This is a genomic window from Roseateles sp., from assembly GCF_044373315.1.
Lineage (GTDB): Bacteria > Pseudomonadota > Gammaproteobacteria > Burkholderiales > Burkholderiaceae_C > JACDQM01.
This window is the reverse complement of sequence record NZ_JBILQK010000006.1, coordinates 13485-34136: the sequence shown is the minus strand read 5'-3', so window position 1 is coordinate 34136 and position 20652 is coordinate 13485. Positions and strand designations below refer to the sequence as shown.

Annotated in this window: 16 protein-coding genes; 10 read left to right on the top strand and 6 right to left on the bottom strand. The window is 66.5% G+C overall.

What is annotated here, in order from left to right; all coding sequences use genetic code 11:
- Window positions 1–2: 2 nt before the first annotated feature.
- Complete coding sequence (locus ACIQ67_RS02820; RefSeq protein ID WP_397532836.1) at window positions 3–3209, top strand: efflux RND transporter permease subunit; 3207 nt, start codon at window positions 3–5, stop codon at window positions 3207–3209.
- On the opposite strand, the gene ACIQ67_RS02815 is transcribed toward ACIQ67_RS02820, so the two are convergent.
- Both ACIQ67_RS02815 and ACIQ67_RS02810 read right to left on the bottom strand, forming a co-directional pair.
- Entirely contained in the window at window positions 3202–4602 is a 1401-nt protein-coding gene (locus ACIQ67_RS02815; RefSeq protein WP_397532891.1) for an FAD-binding oxidoreductase, read from the bottom strand. The two genes, ACIQ67_RS02820 and ACIQ67_RS02815, sit on opposite strands and share 8 nt — an antisense overlap.
- 5 nt (window positions 4603–4607) lie before the next feature.
- The gene (locus ACIQ67_RS02810; protein ID WP_397532835.1) at window positions 4608–5039 is read right to left on the bottom strand and encodes a DUF2069 domain-containing protein; all 432 of its coding nucleotides are present in this window, start codon (window positions 5037–5039) and stop codon (window positions 4608–4610) included.
- 20 nt (window positions 5040–5059) lie between these two features.
- Between ACIQ67_RS02810 and ACIQ67_RS02805 the strand changes: the two genes are divergently transcribed.
- Window positions 5060–6286 carry a YihY family inner membrane protein gene (locus ACIQ67_RS02805; protein ID WP_397532834.1) on the top strand — a complete coding sequence of 409 codons (1227 nt, stop codon included), beginning with the start codon at window positions 5060–5062 and terminating at the stop codon, window positions 6284–6286.
- Window positions 6287–6307: 21 nt separating this feature from the next.
- On the opposite strand, the gene ACIQ67_RS02800 is transcribed toward ACIQ67_RS02805, so the two are convergent.
- Window positions 6308–6886 carry a helix-turn-helix domain-containing protein gene (locus ACIQ67_RS02800; RefSeq protein WP_397532833.1) on the bottom strand — a complete coding sequence of 193 codons (579 nt, stop codon included), beginning with the start codon at window positions 6884–6886 and terminating at the stop codon, window positions 6308–6310.
- 96 nt (window positions 6887–6982) lie between these two features.
- On the opposite strand from ACIQ67_RS02800, the gene kbl reads away from it, so the two are divergent.
- Window positions 6983–8188, top strand: coding sequence for a glycine C-acetyltransferase (gene kbl / locus ACIQ67_RS02795; protein WP_397532832.1), 1206 nt, complete (start codon window positions 6983–6985; stop codon window positions 8186–8188).
- A 2-nt stretch (window positions 8189–8190) separates the two neighbouring features.
- Window positions 8191–9156: an NAD-dependent epimerase/dehydratase family protein gene (locus ACIQ67_RS02790; RefSeq protein ID WP_397532831.1), complete on the top strand. Its 966-nt coding sequence runs from the start codon at window positions 8191–8193 to the stop codon at window positions 9154–9156.
- A gap of 15 nt (window positions 9157–9171) precedes the next feature.
- Here ACIQ67_RS02790 and ACIQ67_RS02785 read toward each other — a convergent pair whose 3' ends face one another.
- Window positions 9172–9501, bottom strand: coding sequence for an Mpo1-like protein (locus ACIQ67_RS02785; protein ID WP_397532830.1), 330 nt, complete (start codon window positions 9499–9501; stop codon window positions 9172–9174).
- Between the two features lie 173 nt (window positions 9502–9674).
- On the opposite strand from ACIQ67_RS02785, the gene ACIQ67_RS02780 reads away from it, so the two are divergent.
- Window positions 9675–11012: a hypothetical protein gene (locus ACIQ67_RS02780; RefSeq protein WP_397532829.1), complete on the top strand. Its 1338-nt coding sequence runs from the start codon at window positions 9675–9677 to the stop codon at window positions 11010–11012.
- Between the two features lie 15 nt (window positions 11013–11027).
- Here ACIQ67_RS02780 and ACIQ67_RS02775 read toward each other — a convergent pair whose 3' ends face one another.
- Both ACIQ67_RS02775 and ACIQ67_RS02770 read right to left on the bottom strand, forming a co-directional pair.
- Window positions 11028–11834 (bottom strand): alpha/beta fold hydrolase, encoded by an 807-nt coding sequence (locus ACIQ67_RS02775; protein ID WP_397532828.1) that lies wholly within the window; start codon window positions 11832–11834, stop codon window positions 11028–11030.
- Window positions 11835–11856: 22 nt separating this feature from the next.
- Window positions 11857–13161: an O-acetylhomoserine aminocarboxypropyltransferase gene (locus ACIQ67_RS02770; RefSeq protein WP_397532827.1), complete on the bottom strand. Its 1305-nt coding sequence runs from the start codon at window positions 13159–13161 to the stop codon at window positions 11857–11859.
- A 95-nt stretch (window positions 13162–13256) separates the two neighbouring features.
- On the opposite strand from ACIQ67_RS02770, the gene ACIQ67_RS02765 reads away from it, so the two are divergent.
- From ACIQ67_RS02765 to ACIQ67_RS02745, 5 genes are all read left to right on the top strand, one after another.
- Window positions 13257–13724, top strand: a complete 468-nt coding sequence (locus tag ACIQ67_RS02765; protein ID WP_397532826.1) for a CBS domain-containing protein — start codon at window positions 13257–13259, stop codon at window positions 13722–13724.
- A 91-nt stretch (window positions 13725–13815) separates the two neighbouring features.
- Window positions 13816–14913 carry a chorismate synthase gene (aroC, locus tag ACIQ67_RS02760; protein WP_397532825.1) on the top strand — a complete coding sequence of 366 codons (1098 nt, stop codon included), beginning with the start codon at window positions 13816–13818 and terminating at the stop codon, window positions 14911–14913.
- The gene (locus tag ACIQ67_RS02755; RefSeq protein ID WP_397532824.1) at window positions 14913–16100 is read left to right on the top strand and encodes an MFS transporter; all 1188 of its coding nucleotides are present in this window, start codon (window positions 14913–14915) and stop codon (window positions 16098–16100) included. Before aroC ends, ACIQ67_RS02755 begins: the two co-directional genes overlap by 1 nt.
- A 143-nt stretch (window positions 16101–16243) precedes the next feature.
- Complete coding sequence (locus ACIQ67_RS02750) at window positions 16244–17404, top strand: efflux RND transporter periplasmic adaptor subunit (protein WP_397532823.1); 1161 nt, start codon at window positions 16244–16246, stop codon at window positions 17402–17404.
- A gap of 16 nt (window positions 17405–17420) precedes the next feature.
- Window positions 17421–20645, top strand: coding sequence for an efflux RND transporter permease subunit (locus tag ACIQ67_RS02745; protein WP_397532822.1), 3225 nt, complete (start codon window positions 17421–17423; stop codon window positions 20643–20645).
- The last annotated feature ends 7 nt before the right edge of the window (window positions 20646–20652 follow it).

Genomic DNA, 20652 nt, shown 5'->3' with positions numbered 1-20652 from the left:
CCATGTTCTTGTCCGACTTCAGTGTCAAGAAACCCGTTGCGACCATCGTCCTGATCATCGCGCTGATGTGTCTGGGCCTGCTGGCCCTGTCCAAGCTGCGCGTCAACCAGATCCCCGATGTCGAGCAGCCGCTGCTGGTGGTCAATATCGCCTACCCAGGCGCCTCGCCGGAGACCACCGAGCGCGAGATCGTCAACCGCATCGAGAAGTCGCTGCAGACCATCGCCGGCGTCACCGAGGTGCGCGCCACCGCCAGTGAGGGCAATGCCCAGCTGCTGCTGATATTCAACTTCGACAAGAACATGGTCGAGGCAGCCGATGAGGTGCGCAACGCCATCGGCGCGGTGCGCCACAAGCTGCCGCTTGAAATGCGCGAGCCGGTGCTGCAGCGCATCGACCCGGCCGCCCAGCCCATCATGCAGCTGGCGCTGTCGTCGACCCAGCAAAGCCACGCTGACATCTCTCGCTTGGCGGAGGATGAGCTGGCGGATCGTTTCCGCGCGATCCCGGGTGTGGCCACGGTCAATGTGAATGGCGCGCTGCGCCGAGAGCTGTCGGTGCTGCTGCACGCGCAGAAACTGCGCGAGTACAACGTCTCGGTCACCGAGGTGGTGGGTGCACTGCGAGCCCAGAACACCACCGCGCCAGTGGGCAAGGTGCGTGGCACGCTGGAAGACCAGAGCATTCGTCTGCTCGGTCGACTGGAGTCACCGGCTGAGTTCGAACAGATCGTGGTGCGCCGCAGCGGCAACGAGCTGATCCGGCTGGGCCAGGTCGCCAGCGTGCAGGACGGCTTTGCCGAGCGCACCAGTGCCTCCATTCGCAATGGCCTGCCCAACGTCGGCCTTTCCGTCACCCGGGCACGTGACGCCTCGACGGTGACGGTGGCCGAGCAGGTTCGCAAGGCAGTCGACGACATCGGCAAGACGCTGCCCAAGGGCACGCAACTGGAGATCACGCAGGACGGCGGCAAGGATGCCGAGAACAGCCTCTACAACGTCATTCACGCGCTGGTGTTCGGCGCTGGGCTGACGGTTTTTGTGGTCTATGTGTTCCTGAACTCCTGGCGCTCGACGCTGATCACCGCGCTGTCGCTGCCGACCTCGGTGATTGCCGCCTTCATCGCCGTCTGGCTGTGCGGCTTCACGCTCAACTTCATGAGCCTGCTGGGCCTGTCGCTGGCCATCGGCGTGCTGATCGACGATGCCATCGTGGTGCGTGAGAACATCGTGCGACACATGGAGATGGGCGCTGACCGGCGCACCGCGGCGCTCAAGGGCACGGCCGAGATCGGCCTTGCCGTCACCGCCACCACCTTCGCCATCGTCGCGGTGTTCGTACCGGTGGCCTTCATGCCGGGTGTGTCGGGTGAATGGTTCCGACCCTTCGGGCTCACGGTGGTGGCTTCGGTGCTGGTGAGTCTGTTCATCTCCTTCACGCTTGACCCGATGCTGTCGGCCTACTGGGGCGATCCTCCTGGCCATCATGAGGCGCCGAAGAAGGGCATCTCGGCCTTGCTGAAGCGTTTCAACGACTGGTTCGACGACCAGGCCGACCGCTATGGCCAGGTGATCGCCTGGGCCTTGCATCACCGCCGCTGGATGGCCGTGCTGGCGGTGCTGAGCTTCGTGCTGGCCATCGTGCTGCAGGCCAAGTTCGGTGGCTCCAGCTTCCTGCCGGCGTCCGACGCAGGCACGATTGCCGTCGAGGTGCGCACGCCGGCGAGCTCCAGCCTTGAATATGCCAAGCTGAAAGTGGAAGCGGCTGCCGCGTTGGCCCGTCAGATGCCGGAGACCAAGGCCACCAACGCCAACGTCAACCCCAGCGGTGGCCGCATCTATGTGGACATCGGCAAGAGCACCGAGCGCAAGCGCAGCGCGGCCGAGTTGGCGAAGGACCTGCGCGGGCGCGTCTCGCGCCTGGTGGGTGCCGAATACGTGGTGCTGGATGACCTGAACAACGGCGCGCAGAAGCCGGTGCAGATCCGCTTCTCGGGTGCTGATTCGCGCAAGCTGCTCGAAATCACCAACGAGTTCATGGACAAGCTGCGCCAGGTGCCCGGCGCGGTCGACGTCGGCCTGTCCGAGCAGGACCCGCAGATGGAACTGCAGATCGAACTGAACCGCGGTCTCGCCAACGCCATGGGCATTTCGGTTGCTGACGCGGCCGGCGCGCTGCGCGTTGCGTTTGCCGGCGTCGAGGTCGGTGACTGGGTCGACCCCACCGGCGAGACGCGAGATGTGGCGGTGCGCCTGCACCCGCAGGACCGGGTGGACGCCAGCAATATCGAACGCCTGCCGATCACCGTGGCCGGCAGCGGCATGATGGTGCCGCTGGAACAGATTGCAGAGATCAAGATGGGCAAGGGGCCGTCACGCATCCAGCATGCCGATGGCAAGCGCATGATTGCCGTGTCGGCCAATGTGCAGGGCCGCTCACCGGGCGAGGTGACGCAAGACGCGCTGAAGCTGGCCAAGGCGATCAAGTTCCCGCCTGGCTACGGCCTGGAGCTGGCTGGTGCCTCGCGCGACCAGCAAGAGGTGTTCCGCGAGATGGGCATCGCGTTGTTCTCAGGCATCGCGTTGATGTACTTGATCCTGGTGATGCAGTTCGGCTCCTTCACCGCGCCGCTGGGCGTGATGCTTTCGCTGCCTCTGTCATTGATCGGCGTGGTGGTGGCGCTACTGCTGACCGGCGGCACGCTCAATCTGATGAGCTTCATCGGCATCATCATGCTGGCCGGCCTGGTGGCCAAGAATGCGATCCTGCTGCTGGATGCGGCGCGGGCCGAGGAGGCCCAGGGCGTCAACCGCGAGGAAGCGCTGATGCACGCCGGGCGCATGCGCTTCCGGCCCATCTTGATGACCACCTTCGCGCTGGTCGCTGGCATGCTGCCGGTCGCGATCGGCGTGGGGGAGGGCGGCGAGTTCTACCGCCCGATGGCGGTGGCCATCATCGGCGGCACCATCACCTCGACCTTCCTGACCTTGCTGATGGTGCCCAGCTTCTACGACAGCATCGAGATTGCGCGTGACCGCATGGTGGCGAAGTTCAAGCGCCGGGCTGAGCGCTGGAACACCGGCCTGGCCTTCCTGATGACCTTCATCGAAGCGCTGCTGGCGCTGACGCTGATTCGCCTGGTCTGGCGCCTGCTGAGCAGGCCCAAGCGTTTGCTGAACCTGCTGACCTTCGGCTACGCCTTCAGATAAGCCGGCCCGGATTGAGCAGGCCCTGTGGGTCCAGTGCCTGCTTGATTGAGCGCATCAGCGCCAGCGCCACCGGGTCCTTGCGCTCGGCCAGTTCCTCACGCTTGAGCTGGCCGATGCCATGCTCGGCCGAGATCGAGCCGCCATGGACTTGCACCGCGTCGAACACGATGCGGTTGACCGCCGGCTCATGCTCGCGCAGGAAGGCAGCGGCGTCGAGCCCTTCGGGAGCTTGCACGTTGTAGTGCAGATTGCCATCGCCCAGGTGGCCGAAGTCGACCATGCGGATGCCCGGGATGGCGGCCTCAAGCGCGGCATCGGTGCGCGCCACGAATTGCGGAATCAGCGAGATCGGCAGCGCGATGTCGTGCTTGATGTTGAGGCCTTCCTCGGCCTGGGCCAGCGGAATGGACTCGCGCAGATGCCACATCGCATGCGACTGCTCCAGGGTCTCGGCGATGGCCGCATCGCTGATCAAGCCGCGCTCAAGGGCGCTCTCAAGCAGGCCTTCGAAGACGCCGCGGGCATGCGCGTCGCTCTCCGTATCCGATACCTCCAGCAGCACGGTCCAGGGGCACGGTGGCAGCGGCTGGCGCAGCTGGGCGAAATGGCGCCGCACCAGATCGAGCGAGAAACGATTCATCAGCTCGAAGCCGGTGAGCCCGGAACCGGCGCGTGACTGCGCCAGGCCGAGCAGGGCCACGGCAGCCTCCAGCGTGTCACAGGCCGCGAGGGCGGTCATGCGGGCTGCCGGCTGCGGGTAGACCTTGAGCGTGGCGGCGGTGATCACGCCCAGCGTGCCCTCGCTGCCGACAAAGAGATGGCGCAAGTCGTAGCCGGTGTTGTCCTTGCGCAGGCCGGACAAGCCCTGCAGCACCTCGCCCTGTGCGGTCACGACTTCCAGCCCCAGGCACAGATCGCGCGCATTGCCGTAGCGCAGCACCGCAGTGCCGCCGGCATTGGTGGCCAGATTGCCGCCGATGGTGCAGCTGCCCTCGGCCGCCAGGCTGAGCGGGAACAACAAGCCTTGCGCCGCCGCGGCTTGCTGCACCGCCTGCAGCACACAGCCAGCTTCCACCGTCATCGTCAGATTGGCGGCGTCGATGGCGCGCACCTTGTTCAGGCGCTGCAGGCTCAGCAGGATCTGGCGCCCGCTTGCATCCGGCACACCGCCGCCCACCAAGCCGGTATTGCCGCCTTGCGGCACGACGGCAATGCCATGGGCCGAGCACAGGCGCAGCACGCATGCCACCTCGGCCGTGCTGCCTGGGCGCACCACGGCCAGCGCACGGCCGGGATATCGCTTGCGCCAGTCCACTTCATAGCCGGACAGATCACCCTCGCTGAGCACCTGGGCTTCGCCCAGTTCGGCGCGCAGTGCCTGCAGCAGGGCCAAAGTGCTCACGTGGCGTCCGCGCTGGACCGGGCTTGCTCAGCCCGAGCCTGCTTGGCGGCGCTCAGGCGCAGGCGCACATGCCAGGCACAGGCGCTGAACACCAGCACGCTCAGCACGACCTCGCCCGCCGCCAGTGCTGCGGACAGCCCGCTGTCGCTGGCGGCACGAACCAGGCCCTCGGTGAAGTACAGCCACACCAGCAGACTCAGCCAGCGAAAGGTGTACATGCGGTAGCGCCACAGGCCCAGCAGCGGCAGCACCAAGGGCAAGGCCTTGATGGCCAAGGTGCCGCGGCCGGTGGGGGCCAGCCACAATTCCCAGGCCAGGCACAACACGATCAAAGCCAGCAGCGAGACCAGGGCCAGGTTGCGGGAAAAAACTTCGCGCGCACTGGGCTGCGTGCGCAAGGCAACGGATTCTGCGGAGGAGGTCGACATGGCTGGCATCATAGCCAGCCATGTCATCCCGCTCTCTGCTTCAACGATGCTTCGCGATCGATCTGGTCGGCGAACTCATCCGCTGGCCCTGGGTCGCCAGCTTCCAGATGCTGCGCCTGCGCTTTCGCGAGGAACGGCTCGGCCAGACCGCCGGCAGTCTGACCTTCACCACACTGATATCGCTGGTGCCGCTGATCACAGTGATGCTGGCCTTGTTCACCGCTTTCCCGATTTTCTCGTCCTTCCAGCAGGCGCTGGAGAAGTACTTCCTCCAGAGTCTGATCCCGACCAATATCGCGCGCCCCGTGCTGGCGGCACTGACCCAGTTTGCCGCCAAGGCCAACCGCTTGGGGCTGGTTGGTCTGGTGGTACTGGGTGTCACCGCGCTGATGGTGATGCTGACCATCGACCGCACGCTGAACCGCATCTGGCGCGTCCAGCGGCCACGCCCGTTTGCGCAGCGGGTGTTGGTGTACTGGGCGGCACTGACGCTCGGGCCCTTGCTGCTGGGTGCCAGCCTGACGCTGACCAGCTATGCCATCACCGCCGGCAAAGGTTGGGTCACCGGCCTGCCCGGCGGGCTCAGTAGCCTGCTGAGCGTGCTGGAGTTGCTAGTGCTGACGCTAGCGGTGGGCGGCTTGTTCCACTACGTGCCCAACACCCATGTGCGCTGGCGCCACGCCTTGCTGGGCGGGGTCTTCGTGGCACTGGGCTTCAACTTGGCCAAGACCCTGCTGGCGCTCTACGTTAAGCAGGTGCCCACCTATTCGACGCTATACGGCGCCTTCGCCACCTTGCCCATCTTCCTGATCTGGCTCTACCTGGGCTGGGTGATCGTGCTGCTTGGGGCTTTGCTCGCGGCCAATGCGCCGGCGCTGGCGTCCCGGCTGCTGTACCGGCCAGAGGTGCCTGGTTTCGAGCTTGAGCTGGCGCTTGAGTGTCTGCGCGAACTATGGCGCAGCCAATCGCGAGGCGAAGGAGGCGTGTCCGCGCTGGCGCTGGCCAAACGCCTGCGCGTCGATCCTTTGCAGATGGAACCCGTTCTGGACACGCTGCTGACGCTCGATCTGCTGGGCCGACTCGACGAGGCGGGCGCGCAGCGCCTGGTGTTGCTGCATGCCCCCGAGAACACGCCGGCAGCACCGCTGCTCAACGCCTTGCTTGCCCAGTGCAGCAGCAACAGCCTGCAGCCGCTGTGGCGGCGCAGCGACTGGGAGCGTACGTCCTTGGCTGACTTGTTGCGCTAAGCGCCTGACTGCGGCCACGCCTCAGGCGTTGATCACCACCAGCAGCGCGCTGGCCGCTTGCTTGCCCTTGTTGCGGATGGCATGCACGCCATCCACGGCGTAGCGTGCCGTCTCGCCGGTCTTGACGGTCTGCTCAGCACCGCCCGCTGTCACTTCCAGGCTGCCGGACAGCACGCTGAGGTGCTCGCGCGATCCTGGTTCATGCGGGGCGGATTCGAGTGCACCACCCGGCTTGATGCTCAGCTCGTACCACTCGAATTGGCCCGCCAGGTCGATCGGGCCCAGGATGCGCAGATGGCACAGCCCGTCCGGGCTGTTGAGGCCGGGCGTAGCGTGCGAGGCCACGGTCTCGATGGCTGGTGCATTTGAGCGCGCACCGCTGAGCAGCTCCGACAGTTCCACCCGCAGCGCGTTCGCCAAGCGCCAGACCACGGCCACCGTGGGATTGGCCTGGTTGCGCTCGATCTGCGACAACATCGACTTGGAGACGCCGGCACGCCGAGACAACTCATCCAAGGACAAGCCCTGGGCCTGACGCAGCGCCTGCAGGGTGGCGCCCACGCGCGGCGGCTCTGTGGGGTCGACTAGGAGTGTGGACATGGCTTGACCTTGAAAAGAAAATCTCAGATACTGCACACAAGTTCGATATATCGAACTGCGTTCTATTTAGTGAATTGTGCACCAGGAGACCCCAGCATGAGCACCGCAGAAGACTTCTATGCGCATCTGCGTCAGGAACTGCAGACGATCCGCGACGCCGGCCTGTTCAAGAGCGAGCGCGTCATCACCGGTCCGCAGGGCGCCGTCGTGCACACCAACGACGGCCGCGAGGTGATCAATCTCTGCGCCAACAACTACCTGGGTCTGTCCGCGCACCCAGCCGTGCTGTCCGCCGCGCATCACGCGTTGGACACGCATGGCTACGGCCTCTCGTCGGTGCGCTTTATCTGCGGCACGCAGGACCTGCACAAGACGCTGGAGCAGCGCCTGGCCCGCTTCCTCGGCACCGAGGACACCATTCTTTACGCGGCGGCCTTTGATGCCAACGGCGGCCTGTTCGAACCGCTGCTGGGCGAGCAAGACGCGATCATCAGCGACGAGCTGAACCACGCCTCCATCATCGACGGCATTCGCCTGTGCAAGGCCAAGCGCTATCGCTACAAGCACAACGACATGGCCGACCTTGAGCGCTGCCTGCAGCAGGCCGAGGCGGATGGTGCCCGCTTCAAGCTGGTCTTCACCGACGGCGTGTTTTCGATGGACGGCACCATTGCGCAACTCGACCAGATCCGGGCCATCACTGACCGCTATGGCGCGCTGCTGGGCATCGACGAATGCCATGCCAGCGGCTTCCTGGGCAAGACGGGCCGCGGCACGCATGAATATTGCGAGGTGTTCGGCAAGATCGACATCATCACAGGCACCTTGGGCAAGGCGCTGGGCGGTGCCTCGGGCGGCTTCACCAGCGGCCGCAAGGAAGTGATCGAGCTGCTGCGTCAGCGCTCGCGCCCCTACCTGTTCTCCAACACGGTGGCGCCGTCCATTGTCGGCGCCTCGATCGCGGTGCTGGACTTGCTGGAAGGCTCAACGGCCTTGCGCGACAAGCTGGAGGCCAGCACGGCGTATTTCCGCGCGGCCATCCAGCAAGCAGGCTTCGAGATCAAGCCCGGCACCCACCCGATCGTGCCAATCATGGTCTATGACGCGGTGATGGCGCAGCGCCTGAGCGCGCGCCTGCTGGAACTGGGTGTCTATGCCGTGGGTTTCTTCTTCCCGGTAGTGCCCAAAGGCCAGGCGCGCATCCGCGTGCAGATTTCGGCCGTGCACGAGCGTGAACACCTGGAGCGTGCCGTGGCCGCCTTCGCGCAGGCCGGACGTGAACTTGGATTGATCAAGGCCTGAGCATGACGACGACGAAGCAAAAGAAAAGCCCCCGCATCCTGATCATTGGTGCCAACGGGCAGATCGGCAGTGAGCTGGCGCTGGAACTGGCCCAGCGTCACGGCAATGACGCCGTCATCACCAGCGATGTGGCCCCGCAAGGCCGCGTGCCGCAGTTGGCACACGAGATGCTGGACGTGACCGACGCCGCCGCGCTGACCGCAGTTGTGAAACGCCACAGCATCACGCAGATCTATCACCTGGCGGCGGCGCTATCAGCCAGTGGCGAGAAGCACCCGATGTGGGCCTGGGACCTGAACATGAAGGGCCTGCTCAATGTGTTGGAGCTGGCGCGCACCGCCAAGCTGGAGCGCGTGTTCTGGCCCAGCTCCATCGCCGCCTTCGGCCCTGGCACGCCGGCGCTCGACACGCCGCAGAGCACGGTGATGGACCCGACCACGGTCTACGGCATCTCCAAGTTGGCCGGCGAGCGCTGGTGCGCCTGGTACCACGCCAACCACGGCGTTGACGTGCGCAGCCTGCGTTATCCGGGCCTGATCAGCTGGAAGACGCCGCCGGGCGGCGGCACCACCGACTACGCTGTGGAGATCTTCCATGCCGCGCTGAAGGAGGGCCGCTACAGCTGCTTCCTCGAAGAGGGTCAGGCCTTGCCGATGATGTACATGAGCGATGCGCTGCGCGCCACGATCGAGCTGATGGAAGCGCCGGCCGAGGCGATCACCCAGCGCGGCTCCTACAACCTTGCTGGCATCAGCTTCACGCCGGCCGAGATCGCTACCGAGATCCGCAAGCACATCCCCGGCTTCGAGATCCGCTATGCGCCGGACTTTCGTCAGGCCATCGCCGCCAGCTGGCCGCAGCGCATTGACGACCGCGTGGCCCAGCAAGACTGGGGCTGGAAGCTTCGGTACGAGCTGCCTGAAATGGTGGCCGACATGCTGCTCAATCTGCGCCGCACACTCGCTTGAGCACCGGGGACGGGGTCAGAGCTTGACCCGGCCAAGCCAGATGTCGCGATACATCACCCAGTCACCCATGAAGCTGTAGAGCGGGCGCTTGAACGAGGCCGGCTTGTTCTTCTCAAAGCCGAAGTGGCCGAGCCAGGCGCAGCCATAGCCGGCCAGCAGGCCGTACAGCAGCCAGCTCCAGTCGCCACTGCGTACCAGCATGCCCAGGCACAGCAGCGCCAGCGTCGAGCCCAGGAAGTGCAGGCGGCGGCACATGCGATTGCTGTGCTCGCCCAAGTAGAAGGGGTAGAACTCAGCGAAGCTGCTGAAGCTCTTCACGCGGTCGAGATCGGCGCTCTGGCTCATGTTCGGGCGGATGCAGTGGGAGAGGGCCTGATTGCACGCGCAAGCCGCGCCGACCACCATCGGGACAAGCCCGCTCTGGCACACTGCGCGGCATTCCGGCTTCTCCGACTGCGCCCTCCGCGTCTGCCGTGCTGCAACTACCTTCGACCCTAGCTTTGACGAGGCAGCCTCGATTGGCCGAACAGCGCCTGCGCCAATGCCTTGTGCTGGCGCTGTTGCTGCACGTCTGGCTGGTGCTGATGCTGGGCAACACCCCCGGCGGGCAAGCGAGGCCGGGTGAGGGCGCCTGGGGCAGCCTGAGCGTGCGCCTGCGCTGGGATGAGCCCCAGGCCCGCAGCGGTCCACCAGCGCCGCCTGTCCCGGACAATGGCCCGCAGGGCGAGGCCAAGTCCCGACGATTCGGCGGCGCGGTGCGCGCCGAATCGGATGCCGCAGCACGAGCGCCTGAGCCAGGCGCCGCGAGGCTGGGCCTGTGGCAAGCGCGAGATGCACAACAAGCGGTGCAGCCCCTGGGTGATGTCGCGCCGCTCAGCAGTACGGAACCTGCGGCGGTTTCCAACGGCCTAAGCAGCCCTCAAAGCGTGGGGCGTGTGCCCGACTCGCTGCAGCCCTTGTCGAGTGCGGCCGGCAGCGATGACGCGAGCGCTGCGGCCGTGCTGCCTCCCTTATCGGCTGCATTGCCAGCTGCGCCGACCGTACCTAGACGCCTGGAGCCGCCGCCGGCGGCGGTCGAACGCCTGGCGACGCCAGCCTTGTCGGCGATTGATGCGACCGCTGCGGCGGCTGCACTGGCACCTGCGCCTCGGCTGCGCTTGCCCACGCCCAGCACACCGGCGCTGGAACGCACCGGGCCATTGCCAGCAGTGTCTGAGCTGGTGGAGGCTGTGCCCGGGCTCAGCCTGCCGACCGTACAGCGTTCGAGCCTGCCGGAGCCTGCGGCCATCTCGCGCCGCGCGCCCACCGCACCGCTGGCGCCGGCTGCGGCCAAGGCCGAGTCCCCGCCGGAGGTGGCAGCCCTGCCTGCGGCGCCGCGTCAGCCGACACCGATCGAGCGGCCGATCGAAAAGCTGTCTGACTCCGCAGCCGTCAGTGCAAACGCCACGGAGCTGCAGCCTCTGCCCAGCGCGCCTGCCATGCCGGCGACTTCCGCCATCCCGCCACCTGCCTCGGCACTGCCGCTGCTGCCACCGCCGCCCAGGCTGCCGGTCGCCGCTGGCCCTGACGCGGGCGCGCAGCTGGGCCACGATGTGGCCACGCCGCCCTCGGCCTCGGCCAGTGCGCCGCCAGCGAAACTGAACCTGTCGCTGCCGCGCGCGGGCGAGGTCTCAGTGCGCAGCTCACGCGGCGTGCTGCAGCTGCTGCCGCACCCACCTGAGCGCAAGAGCAAGCTGGGCGAGAGCATCGAGGGCGCGGCGCGGGCCGACTGCCGCGATGCGCATCGTGACAGCGGCCTGGTGGGCGCGGCCGCGATTGCCGCCGATGCGCTGCGCGGCAAGGGCTGCCGCTGGTAGCGCCTGGCGCTGACTTCAGTTCGCCAGCGCGCGCCGCATCGCGGCCAGCACCGGATCCGGCGATTCGGCCATCAAGGCGTGCCCGGCTGGCACGGTATAGACCCGGGCCTTCAGCGCTGCGGCCAGCTCGCGGGTCTGGCGCGGCGAGGTCATCTGGTCGCGCTCGCCGAGGATCAGGCTGGCCGGGCAAGTGACGCGCTCGGCCGCCTGCAGGCCGCCGGCATAGGCATCGCAGACCTTGAAGTCATGCTCGAACAGATTGGTCTGGCCCTGCCGGGACTGGATGCGTCGCATCAGCGCGCGGCCGCCGCCATGCAGCCAGGCGCCCGGCCCCGGATAGGAAGGCTTGGTCGCCAGCCCCGAGTGCGAGAAGCTGTTGACCATGTCGATGGCCTTCAGCGGTGTTTCGCGTGCCGTGGCCAGCAGGGCTTCGGAAACCTTCATCGGATAGGCGGTGCCCACCATCACCAGATGGCTGGAGCGTTCAGGTGCGCGCGCAGCGGCCTCCAACGCGATCAGCGAACCCATGCTGTGGCCCACCAGGGCGGCACGCGCCACGCCGGCGGCGTCCAGCAGCGCCAAGACCCAATCGGCCAGGCATTGCACATCGGGCAGCGGTGCGCAATTGCCGCTGCGGCCATGGCCGGGCAGATCGACGGCCAGCACGCTGTAGCCATGGTGTGCATGCCAGCGCGCCAGCAGGGTCCAGACGCTGTGGTCGTTGAGCGCGCCGTGGATGAAGACGACGCAGGGCAGGGCGGGGTCAAAGCGCTTGCCGCCGGTATAGGCATAGGCCGTCTGGCCCAGGACTCGAAGTTCCATGATGTCTAGGCGCTCCGCTTCTTCACTTGCTGGCAATCTTCAGCGCGCGCTTCAGATCGGAGATCAGGTCGTCAGCATCTTCCAGGCCGATAGACAGGCGAATCGTGCCGGCACCGATCCCGGCCCGGACCAGCGCCGCGTCGTCCATGCGGCTGTGCGTGGTGGAAGCCGGATGGATCACCAGCGAGCGGGCATCGCCCACATTGGCCAAGTGCGAGAAGATCTGCAGCGCCTCGATGAAGCGCCGGCCCTGCTCGCGCGAGCCCTTGATGTCGAAGCTGAACACCGCGCCGCAGCCGCGCGGCATCAGCTTCTGGGCCAGCGCATGACTGGGATGGCAGGCCAGCCCCGGGTAGCCGACGCGCTCGACGAAGTCCTGTCCCACCAGGAACTCGGCCACCTTCTGCGCATTGGCCACATGGCGCTGCATGCGCAGCGACAAGGTTTCGATGCCCTGCAGCATCAACCACGCGGTGTGCGGACTCATGCAGGCGCCGAAGTCACGCAGGCCTTCGCGGCGCGCGCGTAGCAGGAAGGCGCCGACCGTGCTTTCCTCGCTGAATACCATGTCGTGGAAGCCGGCGTAGGGCTCGCACAACTCGGCGAAGCGCCCGCTTCGCGCATGCGCCGCGTCCCAATCGAACCCGCCGCTGTCCACCAGCACGCCGCCGACCACGGTGCCGTGACCGCAGAGGAATTTGGTGGCCGAGTGGAACACCAGATCCGCGCCATGCGCGAAGGGTTGGATCAGATAGGGCGTCGACAGCGTGGCGTCCACCAGCATCGGCAGGCCGGCCTCGTGCGCGATGGCCGAGATGCCGGGGATGTCCAGCACATCCATCGCCGGATTGCCGACGGTTTCGCCGAACAGCAGCCGGGTCTCTGGGCGGATCGCGGCGCGCCAGGCGTCGAGGTCGCCGGGTTTGACAAAGGTGGTGCTGATGCCGAAGCGCGCCAGCGTGTAGTGCAGCAGATTGTGCGAGCCGCCATAGAGGCTGCTGGACGCGACGATGTGCGAGCCGGCCGCGGCGATGGTGGCAATGGCCAGGTGCAGCGCGGCCTGCCCGCTGGCGGTGGCGATGGCGCCGACGCCGCCTTCAAGCGCGGCCATACGCTCCTCGAAGACGGCTGTGGTCGGATTGGACAGACGCGAATAGACATGCCCGGCGCGCTCCATATTGAACAGCGAGGCGGCATGCTCGGCGCTCTCGAACACGAAGGACGTGCTCAGATGTAGCGGCGTGATGCGGGCACCCGTGGTGGGATCGGGCGCAGCGCCAGCGTGTAGCGCCAAGGTGTCAAAGCCGGGGTCGGCGAAGCCAGACATGGTGTCTCCGAGATGTGTTGTGGCGCGATTGTGTGCTATGTTGCCCACAGCGCAATTCCGGCCCAGTCGGTCGCAGCCGGCAAAGGATCTTCCCCATGAAAGTCATCGATATTCTGCGTGTCAAAGGCGGCACGCTCTACACCGTCCAACCCGACCAGCCGCTCGCCGAAGCCGTCACCACGATGGCTGAGTACGACATCGGTTCGCTGGTGGTGATGGAGCATGGCGATCTGGTCGGCATGCTGACCTTCCGTGAAGTGATCGCGGCCGTGGTCAAGAACGGCGGATCGGTCGGCCATCTGCTGGTGCGCTCGGTGATGGACGACCATCCGCTGACCTGCACGCCCGAGACCGAAATGGACGAGGTGCGCCGCATGATGCTGGGCCGCCACGCGCGCTATATGCCGGTGTTGGGCGGGCGGACGCTCAATGGCGTGATCTCTTTCTACGACGTGGCCAAGGCGGTGGTCGACAGCCAGGATTTCGAGAACCGCATGCTCAAGGCCTATATCCGCGACTGGCCGGTCGAGGAGGGCGAGACGCAGCCCGAGTCCAAGCTCTAGGCCCGGTTGGCCCCGCGCGAAGGACGGCCTGCGGGCCGTCTTTTGCTTGGGCGGCCCGTAGAATGGTCGCCTCGTTCACCCCGGGTTTCCCATGTCAGGCAGCACTTTCGGCGACTTGTTCCGCGTTACCAATTTCGGCGAGAGCCACGGACCCGCCATCGGCTGCGTGATCGACGGCTGCCCTCCCGGGCTGGAGCTGAGCGAGGCCGACATCCAGCCCGAGCTGGACCGTCGCCGCCCCGGCACCAGCCGCCATGTCACCCAGCGCAACGAGCCGGATGCGGTGGAGATCCTCTCGGGCGTCTACGAAGGCCGGACCACCGGCACGCCGATCTGCCTGCTGATCAAGAACACCGACCAGCGCAGCAAGGACTACGGCAACATTCTGGACACCTTCCGCCCCGGCCACGCCGACTACAGCTACTGGCGCAAATATGGCCTGCGCGATCCGCGCGGAGGCGGCCGCAGTTCGGCACGCCTGACCGCGCCGATGGTGGGCGCTGGCGCGGTCGCGCGCAAATGGCTCAAGCAGAGCTATGGCACCGAGTTCCGCGGCTGCATGACCCAGTTGGGCGAGATCGAGATCCCGTTCGAGGGCTGGGGCCATGTGCCGAACAACCCCTTCTTCGCCGCCAACGTAAGCAAGATCGCCGAGTTGGAAGCCTATATGGACCAACTGCGCCGCGACGGTGACTCGGTCGGTGCGCGCATCCTGGTGCAGGCCAGCGGCGTGCCGGTGGGCCTGGGCGAGCCGCTGTTCGACAAGCTCGATGCCGACATCGCCTACGCGCTGATGGGCATCAATGCGGTCAAGGGCGTCGAGATCGGCGATGGCTTCGGTGTCGTCGCACAGCGCGGCAGCCACCATGGCGATGAGCTCAGCCCCGAGGGTTTCGTCAGCAACCATGCCGGCGGCGTGCTCGGCGGCATTTCCACTGGGCAGGACATCACGGCATCGATCGCGATCAAGCCGACCAGCTCCATCCGCACGCCCAAGGCCTCGATCGACCGCAGCCTGGCGTCCACCTCGGTGGAGACCTTCGGCCGCCACGACCCCTGCGTCGGCATCCGCGCCACGCCGATTGCCGAAGCCATGCTGGCCCTGGTGCTGATGGACCACGCACTGCGCCACCGCGCCCAGTGCGCTGACGTGCGCCTGCCGGTGCCACCGATCGCCGGCCAGCGCTGATGGCCGATGCCGGTCGCACCCTGGCGGCCAGCGCAGTCCTGTCCTGCGCCTACTTCTTCTCGATCGGCGTCTTCAACCCCTATGCCCCGCTCTGGTACCAGGAGCTGGGCCTGTCGGTGTTCGCGATCGGCCTGCTCGCCTCGGTATCCAGTTGGACCCGTCTGTTTGCGCCCTATGTCTGGGGCGCGCTGGCCGATCGCAGCGGGCGCCGCGTCGAGCTGATCCGCCTGGCTGCTGTGGCCAGCGCACTGGCGGCGCTGGGCTTTGCCCTGCCGCCCAACTTTGCGGTGCTGGCGGTGGCGAGCTTTCTGATGTTCATGTTCAACGCCGCCATCGTGCCGCTGACCGAAACAGTGGTGGCGGCCAATCTGTCGGCCAGCGGGGGCATGGATGCCCGCCGTTATGGGCGCGTGCGCGTCTGGGGCTCGATCGGCTTTCTGGCCGCCGTGTTGGCCGCGGGCTGGTGGTTCGAGCATTTCGGGCTCAAGCACTTCGTCTGGTGTCTGCTGATTTCGCTGGCCCTGGTTGTGATGGCGGCCTGGCGCCTGCCGGTGCAGCCGGCACCGGCCGCGCATGAGCATGAAGAGTCGCCACCGGTGTCCGAGGTGCTGCGGCGCGCCGAGGTTCGCTGGTTCTTCGCCGGCGTGTTTCTGACGGTGCTGGCCCACTCGGCGCTGTATGCCTTCTTCAGCCTGTATCTCGACAGCCTGGCCTATGGCAAGCCGGTGGTCGGCATGCTGTGGGCCGTCTCGGTGGTGGTGGAAATCGCCTGGTTCTGGCTGCAGGGCCGGCTGCTGGAGCGCGGCAGCCTGCATGGCTGGCTGGTGGCCGCTGCGCTGGTGACCAGCGGGCGATTTGCGTTGACCGCAGCCTTCGGCAGCCAGCTCTGGGTGCTAGTGCTGGCGCAGAGCACCCATGCGCTGACCTTTGCCGCGCAGCACACGGCCTGCATCGCGCTGGTGTCGCGCTATTTCCCAGGCCGTCTGCGTGGCCGCGGCCAGGCACTCTACTCGGTGTTGGGCTACGGCAGCTCGGGCGTCATCGGCGGTGTGGGCGGCGCCTGGCTGGCCCAGCAGATGGGCTATGCGGTGGTGTTCTGGGCGGCCAGTGCCGCTGCACTGGGCGGTGCGTGGTGCTGCTGGCGCAGCCGCCGACTGCATCTTGCCGCGCCGCACCCACAGGACTGATGGGGCAGGCGGCCTGTGCGGCCGGTCCAGGCACTCTGCAGGTCGTGCCGAGCTTTCTGCGTTTCGTCGCAGTTGCGCCGTTCCTGTCAAACAGGCCCCATACACTGCGCCGGTTTTCAAGCTCAGACGAAGAAGGGGAGACCATGCGCAAGCAATGGGTGATTGGCGGCGTGGCGGTGCTGGCTCTGGCTGGTGGGGGAGCGGCAATATGGGCCGGCAAGAATGCAGGCGCAAAGCCGACAGCTGCGGCCAAGGTTGAACCGACGCTGGAGTTCGTCGCCAACGAGGTGCTCAAGCCCTTGCGAGTCAGCATGCCGGCCATGGTCGAGTTTTCCGGCCCGTTGGTGGCGCCGGGCACGGTCGTCGTGCGCAGCAAGTCGGCCGGCACGCTGCTGAGCCTGGCGGTGGCTGAGGGCAGCCGTGTGCGCACCGGCCAAGCGCTGGGCCAGATCGATCTGGACGAACTGCGCCACCGTGTGGCCGAGCGCAGCGCCGGCGTCGCGTCTGCGAAGGCGCAGCTGGAGCAAGCCGAGCGCCAATACAAGGCCAACCAAGGCTTGGCCGACCAACAGTTCATCGCCGCGACGGCGCTGGACACTTCACGTGCAGCATTGGAGGCGGCTCGCGCCCAGCTGGCCGTGGCCCAGGCGCAGCTCGAGACCAGTCAGTCGTCGCTGCGCCAGGCGGCGCTGGTGGCGCCGATCAGCGGCGTGGTTGCCAAGCGGCACGCGCTGTCTGGTGAAAAACTGACGGCCGAACAGCAGCTGCTGACCATCGTCGACCTGAGCAAGCTGGAACTGGCCGGGCTGGTCGGCACCCATGAGGTCAGCAGGCTGAAGCCGGGGATGCCGGTGCAGGTCCGCATCGAAGGCATCGAACGCCCGGTGGAAGCGCGCATCGCCCGCATCGCACCGGCCGCCGAGCCCGGCACGCGCTCGATCGGCGTCACGCTGGAGCTGGCCAATCCCAAGGAAGAATTCCGGGCCGGCCAGTACGCGATGGCACGTGTCGAGCTGCCGGACGAGACTCAGCGGCTGGCGGTGCCAATTGCCGCACTCAGCAGCACTTCCGGCCAGGAGCAGGTCTGGCTGATCGAGAACGGTGCGCTGGTTAGGCGCATCGTCACCACCGGTCGCCGCGATGTGCGCGAAGGCCGGGTCGAGGTGCTGACCGGCCTGGCGCCTGAGGCCCTGGTGCTGGCTGCACGTTTCGACAACCTTCGCGATGGCGCTAAGGCGGCTGTTGTGTCCAGTCGTGCGCAGGTGGCCAGCGCGGCCGCCAGCGGCGCGACCAACCAGCAGTGATGCAGGAGAGACTCCGATGTGGATGACCCGAGTCTCGATCCAGAACCCGGTCTTCGCGACCATGGTGATGGTGGCCCTGTGCGTGCTGGGCCTGTTTTCCTACGCCAAGCTCGGTGTCGAGCAGATGCCCGACATCTCGCTGCCCGGCGCCTATATTGATGTGCGCTATCCCGGAGCCTCGCCCGAGGCGGTGGAGCGTGAAGTCGCCAAGCCGCTGGAGGAGGCGCTCAACACTATCGCTGGTGTCGACAAGATCCAGTCGCGCAGTTTCGAAGGGCGCGTGCAGGCCAATGTCGAGTTCTCGCTGAACACCGACATGAACCGCGCGATGCAGGATCTGCGCGATCGCATCGCCACCGTGCAGGCGGTCTTCCCCAAGGACGTGAAGGCGCCCATCGTCTCGCGCTTCCAGGCCGATAACGCCCAACCTGTGGTGGTGATGGCGTTGATGAGCAAGACCCGGCCGGCGCGCGAGCTCTCGATGATGAGCGAGCTGACCATCGCCAAGCGCCTGGGGCGCGTCGAGGGCGTCGCCAAGGTCGATGTCGGCGGCATGGTGACGCGCGAGGTGCGCATCGACCTCGATCCGCTGCGTCTGCGCGCCTATGGCATCACACCGGCCGAGGTGGCCAGCGCTCTGCGCGAGGCCAATGCCGACCAGCCGGTGGGCGTGTTGTCGGACAAGACCTCGGACGCGATCCTGCGCGTCGAGGGCCGAATCAAGGACCCCAAGCAGTTCGCCAATCAGGTGGTGGCGAGGCGCGGCAATCTGGTGCTGACGCTGGGCGACCTGGGTACCCTGGTGGAGCGTGAGCGCGAGGCCGACAACCTGGCCCGCATCAACGGCGCACCGGCCGTGACCTTCAATGTCTTCAAGCAGCAGGACGCCAACATCGTCAAGACCGGCGATGCGGTGAAGGAAGCGATGGAGGAGTTGCGTCGCGGCCTGCCCAAGGATGTGGAGCTGAACCTGATCTACGCCAGCAGCGACTGGGTCAAGAATTCTCTGACCGGCCTGAAGCACACGCTGATCGAAGGCGCGCTGCTGACGGTGGCCATCGTCTTCCTGTTCCTGCACAGCTGGCGCTCGACCATCATCACCGGTTTGACCTTGCCGATCGCGGTGATCTCCAGCTTCATCGCCGTTCATGCCTTCGGTTTCACGCTGAACTTCATGACGATGATGGCGCTGTCGCTGTGCATCGGCCTGCTGATCGACGATGCCATCGTGGTGCGCGAGAACATCGTGCGTCACGTCGCCATGGGCAAGGACCACCACCAGGCCTCCTTCGATGGCACCAATGAGATTGGCCTGGCGGTGATGGCCACCACCTTCGCCATCTGCGCTGTGTTCGTGCCGGTGGCCTTCATGGGGGGCATCATTGGCAAGTTCTTCCATCCCTTTGGCATCACGGTGGCGGTGGCGGTGCTGGTGAGCCTGTTCGTCAGCTTCACGCTGGACCCGATGCTGTCTAGCGTTTGGAAGGATCCGCCGAGCACGCGCCTGGCCAAGCTGCCTGTGCTGGGCCATCTGATGCGCGGCACCGACCGCATGATGGACTGGATGCACAGCGCCTACGAGCGCCTGATCCACTGGGCGTTCTCGGGCCGTCGCTATCGCATGTTCGTGCCGCCGATGCCGGCTTACGGCCGCGGCTTTGACAGCCAGGGGCAGCGCGACCGCAGCAGCCCGCGCCGCCTGCGCTGGGCCACTATCACGCCGCGCGGTCTGGTATTGGCTGGCGGTGCTGCAAGCTTTGTCGTGGCGCTGGCACTCGCGCCGCTGGTGGGCAGCGAGTTCGTGCCACAGACCGACCAGGGATTCACGCAAGTGACGCTGCGCCAGCCGGTGGCTTCCAGCCTGGAGCGTGGTGATGCCAAGGTGCGCCAGGTCGAGGAGATCGTCTCGAAATATCCCGAGATCAAGACCCTGTCGACCGTGGTGGGCAGCACCGGCGAGGGCTTGAGCACCGGCCGCAACCAGGCCGCGATGAACATCTCCCTGGTGGATCGCAAGCTGCGCCAGCGCAGCCAGAAGCAGATCGAGGATGCGATCCGCGCCGACATCGCCAAGATCCCGGGCATCGAGGTCAGCGTCGGCTTCGACAAGCCGGTCTGGATCACGCTGCTGGGCAGCGATCCCGAGGCCCTGACCCGGGCGGCCACCGACCTGGTCGAGAAGATCAAGAAGGTGCCGGGTGCGGTGGACGTGGATACGACGGTCAAACCCGGCTTGCCAGCCTATGCGGTGCGCCTGAAGGATTCAGCCGTACGGGAACTGGGCCTGTCTGCACCGCAGATCGCCTCCTCGCTGCGCGCCTATGTGAACGGCGAGGTTGCGACCTACTGGACCACGCCGGACGGCAACCAGGTCGAGGTGCTGCTGCGCCTGCCGCGTGAGCAGCGCGAACGGGTGGAGCAGATGCGCAAGCTGCCGGTTGCCTTTGCCAAGGACGGCTCCCCGATCGCGCTCGACCAGGTGGCTACCATCGAGCAGGTCTTCAACCCGGAGGTGATCCGGCGCCAGAACCTGCAGCGGCGCGAGGCCGTCTTCGCCGGCGTGCAGGGACGTACCTCGGGCGAGGTCAATGCCGAGGTACAGAAGCTGATCAAGTCCACCCAGTTGCCGCCAGGCGTCTCCTTCATGGTGGACGGCGCCGGCAAGCAGCAGGCCGAGGCGTTTTCGGGCCTGCTGGGCGCGATGGGGCTGGCGGTGATCTTCATCTACATCGTGCTGGCCAGCCAATTCGGCAGCTTCCTGCAGCCGATTGCGATCATGGCCTCGCTGCCCCTGGCGCTGATCGGCGTGATGCTGGCGCTGCTGCTGTGGAACTCGACGCTGAATGTGTTCTCGATGATCGGCCTGGTGATGCTGATGGGTCTAGTGACCAAAAACGCCATTCTGCTGGTGGACTTCGCCAACCATGCGCGCAAGGCCGGCGCCACCGTGGCCGAGGCGCTGCTGCAGGCCGGTCTGATCCGCATGCGGCCGATCATGATGACGACCGCGGCGATGGTGTTCGGCATGCTTCCAATGGCGATTGCGCTCAATGAAGGCGGCGAAATCCAGGCGCCGATGGGCCGCGCCATCATCGGCGGCGTGATCACCTCGACGCTGCTGACCCTGGTTGTGGTGCCGGTGATCTACAGCTATCTGGTGCGAGACCGCCAGTCCAAGGCCTTGGTTGAGGACGTGCAGCAGTCTCATGATACTGCTCTGGCCCCTTCAGGGGCCGACTGATGGCGCA